The sequence below is a fragment of the Alphaproteobacteria bacterium genome, from assembly GCA_040905865.1.
Lineage (GTDB): Bacteria > Pseudomonadota > Alphaproteobacteria > UBA8366.
Genome location: JBBDQU010000041.1, coordinates 1 through 5,196, shown reverse-complemented (window position 1 = coordinate 5,196; position 5,196 = coordinate 1). Strand labels below are relative to the sequence as shown.

6 protein-coding genes are annotated in these 5,196 nt (G+C 61.0%); all 6 read left to right on the top strand.

Annotation, left to right across the window (positions count from 1 at the left end; all coding sequences use genetic code 11):
• Window positions 1-782, top strand: a 782-nt coding sequence (nuoF, locus tag WD767_08405) for an NADH-quinone oxidoreductase subunit NuoF (GenBank protein MEX2616101.1), incomplete at its 5' end; no start/stop codon positions are given.
• A gap of 9 nt (window positions 783-791) precedes the next feature.
• Window positions 792-2,858 carry an NADH-quinone oxidoreductase subunit NuoG gene (gene nuoG, locus WD767_08400; protein ID MEX2616100.1) on the top strand — a complete coding sequence of 689 codons (2,067 nt, stop codon included), beginning with the start codon at window positions 792-794 and terminating at the stop codon, window positions 2,856-2,858.
• Window positions 2,851-3,879, top strand: coding sequence for an NADH-quinone oxidoreductase subunit NuoH (gene nuoH, locus WD767_08395; GenBank protein MEX2616099.1), 1,029 nt, complete (start codon window positions 2,851-2,853; stop codon window positions 3,877-3,879). Before nuoG ends, nuoH begins: the two co-directional genes overlap by 8 nt.
• 30 nt (window positions 3,880-3,909) lie before the next feature.
• Window positions 3,910-4,398, top strand: coding sequence for an NADH-quinone oxidoreductase subunit NuoI (nuoI, locus tag WD767_08390; GenBank protein ID MEX2616098.1), 489 nt, complete (start codon window positions 3,910-3,912; stop codon window positions 4,396-4,398).
• Window positions 4,399-4,449: 51 nt separating this feature from the next.
• On the top strand, window positions 4,450-5,064 hold the full coding sequence (locus WD767_08385; protein MEX2616097.1) for an NADH-quinone oxidoreductase subunit J: 615 nt from the start codon (window positions 4,450-4,452) through the stop codon (window positions 5,062-5,064).
• Window positions 5,065-5,066: 2 nt separating this feature from the next.
• A partial coding sequence (locus WD767_08380; GenBank protein ID MEX2616096.1) for an NADH-quinone oxidoreductase subunit K occupies window positions 5,067-5,196 on the top strand: 130 nt, incomplete at its 3' end.

Below are 5,196 nucleotides of genomic sequence, written 5' to 3'. Positions count from 1 at the left end.
CCTATATCTGCGGCGAGGAAACCGCGCTGCTGGAAAGCCTCGAGGGCAAGAAGGGCCAGCCGCGCCTGAAGCCGCCATTCCCGGCGATGTCCGGGCTGTATGGTTGCCCGACGACGGTCAACAATGTCGAAACCATTGCGGTGGCGCCGACGATCCTGCGCCGCGGCGCAACATGGTTCACCGGTTTTGGCCGGGAGAACAATCGCGGCACGAAAATCTTTTGTATTTCCGGCCATGTGAACAATCCCTGCAATGTGGAAGAGGCGATGTCGATTTCCATGCGGGAACTGATCGAAAAGCATGCGGGTGGCGTGAGCGGCGGCTGGGACAACCTGCTGGCGGTCATCCCGGGCGGCAGTTCGACGCCGATGTTGCCCAAGAACATCTGCGACGACGTGCTGATGGATTTCGATGCGTTGAAGGAACATCGCAGCGGCCTCGGCACCGCGGGCCTGATTGTGATGGACAAGTCAACCGATGTGATCAAGGCAATCGCGCGGCTGGCCTATTTCTACAAGCATGAAAGCTGCGGCCAGTGCACGCCGTGCCGGGAAGGCACTGGCTGGATGTGGCGCGTCCTGGAGCGCATGGCGCGCGGTGAGGCGGAAATCGCCGAGATCGACATGCTGCTGGACGTGTCGTATCAGATCGAAGGCCATACGATCTGCGCCCTGGGCGATGGCGCGGCCTGGCCGGTTCAGGGACTGATCCGGCATTTCCGCGACGAGATCGAGGCCCGGATCGTTGGACGCAAAAGCGTCGCCGTGGCAGCGGCGGAGTAGGAGCGGGACATGCCCAAACTTAAGATTGACGGCGTCGAGATGGAAGTTGAAGCCGGCCTGACCATCCTGCAGGCCTGCGAGGCGGCAGGCGTCGAAATTCCGCGCTTCTGCTATCACGAACGCCTGTCGATTGCCGGCAATTGCCGCATGTGCCTGGTCGAAGTGAAACCGGGACCGCCGAAGCCGCAGGCTTCCTGCGCCCTGCCGGCGGGCGAGGGCATGGAAGTCACGACCAATTCCGCGATGGTCAGGAAGGCGCGCCGCGGCGTGATGGAATTCCTGCTGATCAACCACCCGCTGGATTGCCCGATCTGCGATCAGGGCGGCGAGTGCGATCTGCAGGATCAGGCCATGGCCTATGGTCATGACGGCAGCCGCTATGACGAGAACAAGCGCGCGATCGCCGAACAGTATATGGGGCCGCTGATCCACACGATCATGACCCGTTGCATTCACTGCACCCGCTGTGTGCGGTTCTCCACCGAAATCGGCGGCGTGACCGATATGGGCATGCTTAACCGCGGGGAAAACGCGGTGATCACGACCCTGGGCAAAGCGGTGTCATCGGAACTGTCGGGCAATGTCATCGACCTGTGCCCGGTGGGCGCGCTGACCTCCAAACCTTATTCCTTCTCCGCCCGGCCCTGGGAGTTGACGAAAACCGAGTCGATTGACGTTATGGATGCGGTCGGCAGCAACATCCGGATCGACACGCGGGGCAACGAGGTGCTGCGCGTATTGCCGCGGTTGAACGAGGACGTGAACGAGGAATGGATTTCGGACAAGACCCGCTTCGCCTGTGACGGTTTGCGGCGTCAGCGTCTGGATACGCCCTACCTTCGCGGCGCCGACGGAAAATTGTCGCCGGTCGGCTGGAATGCGGCGTTTGACGCCATCTCCGCCCGGCTCAAGGGGCTGGACGGCAGTCGTATCGCCGCCATTGCCGGCGACCTCTGCGACGCGGAATCGATGTTTGCCCTGAAGGCGACGATGGCGTCGCTGGGATCCGGCAATCTGGATTGCCGCCAGGACGGTGCAAAGCTCGACCCGTCGCTGCGCGCGTCCTACCTGTTCAATACCGGTATTGCCGGGATCGAGAATTCGGACGCCTGTCTGCTGATCGGCACCAATCCGCGCTGGGAAGCGCCGCTGGTAAACAGCCGTATCCGCAAGCAATGGCTGTTCGGCGGTTATCCGGTCGGGGTTGTCGGCCAGCAGCACGACCTGAGCTATGATTACGACTATCTTGGCGCCGGCCCCGATACGCTGAACGAGATCGCCAACGGCGACCATCCCTTCGCCAGGGTTCTCGGCGATGCGAAGCGCCCGATGCTGATTGTCGGCATGGGCGCGTTGGCTCGTGACGATGGCGCGGCGGTCCTGGCGGCGGCGCGCGCGATTGCCGAAAAGACCGGCATGGTCGCGGATGACTGGAACGGCTTCAACGTTCTGCATACGGCGGCTGCCCGGGTGGGCGGGCTGGATCTCGGCTTCGTGCCGGGCGAAGGCGGCCGGGACACGGCGGGAATCCTCGATGGCGCTGCATCAGGCGAGGTCGAAGTCGTCTATCTGCTCGGCGCGGATGAAATCGACACGTCCAAGCTGGACAAGGCCTTTGTCATCTATCAGGGGCACCATGGCGATAACGGGGCGCATGCTGCCGATGTCATCCTGCCGGGCGCGGCCTATACGGAAAAAAACGGCACCTACGTCAATACGGAAGGCCGGGTTCAACTGGCGCGGCGGGCGTGTTTCCCGCCGGGCGACGCTCGGGAGGACTGGGCCATTATCCGGGCGCTGTCCGCGAAACTCGGCAAGGCGCTGCCGTTCGACGATATGGCGGCGTTGCGCCGGGCGATGCACGCGGCCTGCCCGCATTTTACCCGGATTGATGAACTGGAACCCGTCGTCTGGGGCGAATTCGGCGATGCCGGCGCGATGTCCGCCGATCCGTTCGTGTCGCCGATTGTGAATTTCTACATGACTGACCCGATCAGCCGGGCATCGGAAACGATGGCGCAATGCACACGCGAATTCGTGAATAGCGGTGAGGGGGCGACCGGCACCCATGGCTGAGTTCTGGTACACTTATGGCGAACCGACGGCCTGGATCGTCTTCTACATCGTGCTGATCGTTGTGCCGCTGCTGGGCGCGGTGGCCTACCTCACGCTGGCCGAACGCAAGGTCATCGGCTGGATGCAGTTGCGCAAGGGCCCCAATGTCGTCGGACCCTTCGGGCTGCTGCAGCCGATGGCGGACGGCATCAAGCTGCTCTTCAAGGAAACCATCGTCCCGGCCAGTGCGAACCGCGGCATGTTTTTCGCGGCGCCGATGGTAACCTTCGTGCTGAGCCTGATTGCCTGGGCCGTGATCCCGTTTGATGCGGGCATGGTGCTTTCCAACATAAACGTCGGTATTCTTTATCTTTTCGCGATTTCATCGCTGGGCGTATACGGCATCATCATGGCCGGCTGGTCGTCCAATTCGAAATACGCCTTCCTGGGGGCGCTGCGTTCGGCGGCCCAGATGGTGTCCTACGAAGTATCGATGGGCTTTGTCATCATCACGGTGCTGATGTTCGTGGGTTCGCTGAACCTGTCGGCCATCGTCGAAGCCCAGTCCGGCGGCATCCAGAACTGGCATTTCTTTGGCATCCTGTTTCCGATGTTCATCATCTTCTTCATTTCGACACTGGCGGAAACCAACCGCGCACCGTTCGATCTGCCGGAAGCGGAAGCGGAACTGGTGTCGGGCTACAACGTCGAATACTCATCAATGACGTTTGCGATGTTCTTCCTGGGCGAATACGCAAACATGATCCTGATGTGCGCCATGACGTCGATCCTGTTTTTGGGCGGCTGGATGGCGCCGTTCGATTTCGCGCCGTTCACCTGGGTGCCGGGGCCAATATGGTTTGCACTGAAAATCTCGTTCTGTCTGTTTGTGTTCCTGTGGGTGCGCGCGACCTTCCCGCGATACCGTTACGACCAGCTGATGCGGCTGGGCTGGAAGGTGTTCCTGCCATTCTCGCTGCTCTGGGTTGTCGTTGTCGGCGGCTGGCTGTTTGCGGCCGGCAAGGTACCGGGAATGTTATGATCATGACGCGCGACGGAAAGAAGGCGGATAATGGCGACACTGAATAACACCCTGCGCGGTCTGCTCCTAACGGAGCTGGTTCGGGGCATGACGCTGACGTTGCGGATGATGTTCCGGCCCAAATTCACGCTGAATTACCCCTATGAGAAGGGGCCGCTGTCGCCGCGTTTCCGTGGCGAACATGCGCTGCGCCGTTATCCGAACGGCGAGGAACGCTGCATCGCCTGCAAACTGTGCGAGGCGGTGTGCCCGGCGCTCGCGATTACCATCGAAGCGGAGCCCCGCGAAGACGGCAGCCGCCGCACGACCCGCTACGATATCGACATGACGAAATGCATTTATTGCGGCTACTGCCAGGAAGCCTGTCCGGTGGACGCCATCGTTGAAGGACCGAACTACGAATTCGCGACGGAAACGCGCGAAGAGCTGTTTTACGACAAGGCCAAGCTGCTGGCGAACGGCGACCGGTGGGAAGCGGAACTGGCCGCCAATATTGAAATGGACATGCCGTACCGGTAAACGAAGGCGCCATTGACGAGGCCTGTTCGTCAATGGCGTTGAGGGGAGCTCATGATAATTCAAGCCTTGGCGTTCTATATGTTTTCGTTCGCGGCGGTTGCCGCGGGCGTCCTTGTGATCGCCTCGCGCAATCCGGTCCACTCTGTCATGTTCCTGATTCTGGCGTTCTTCAACAGCGCCGGGCTGTTCGTTCTGATGGGCGCCGAGTTCCTGGCGATGATCCTCGTGATTGTCTATGTGGGCGCGGTCGCGGTGCTGTTCCTGTTCGTCGTCATGATGCTGGATATCAATTTCGTTGAACTGCGCCGGGGCGTTTTGCAGTATCTGCCGATCGGCGCGCTGGTCGGGCTGGTGCTGCTGGCTGAACTCGTGATCGTGCTGGGCGGCTGGGTATTCGTGCCGGAGGCTGTCTCAAACAGCGCCGCGCCGATCCCGCCGCTGGATCAGGTGACCAATACCGAAGCGCTCGGCCGGCTCATCTACACCGATTACATATACCTGTTCCAGGCCTCGGGGCTGGTGCTGCTGGTCGCGATGATCGGGGCGATTGTGCTGACGCTGCGCCAGCGGCCGGGTGTGCGGCGGCAGAAAATTTCCGACCAGCTGGAACGTAACGCCGAGGATGCGATTGAAATCGTAAAGGTCACGACGGGGAGCGGTATCTGATCATGTTGGAAATCGGCCTCGGTCATTATCTTACCGTCGCGGCGATCCTGTTTACGCTGGGCCTGTTCGGGATTTTTCTGAACCGCAAGAACGTCATCATCATCCTGATGTCGGTCGAACTGATGCTGCTCG

Coding starts and splice junctions, on each gene's coding strand:
- nuoG (MEX2616100.1), top strand. CDS start 792: ATGCCCAAACTTAAGATTGACGGCGTCGAGATGGAAGTTGAAGCCGGC.
- WD767_08385 (MEX2616097.1), top strand. CDS start 4,450: ATGATAATTCAAGCCTTGGCGTTCTATATGTTTTCGTTCGCGGCGGTT.
- nuoH (MEX2616099.1), top strand. CDS start 2,851: ATGGCTGAGTTCTGGTACACTTATGGCGAACCGACGGCCTGGATCGTC.
- nuoI (MEX2616098.1), top strand. CDS start 3,910: ATGGCGACACTGAATAACACCCTGCGCGGTCTGCTCCTAACGGAGCTG.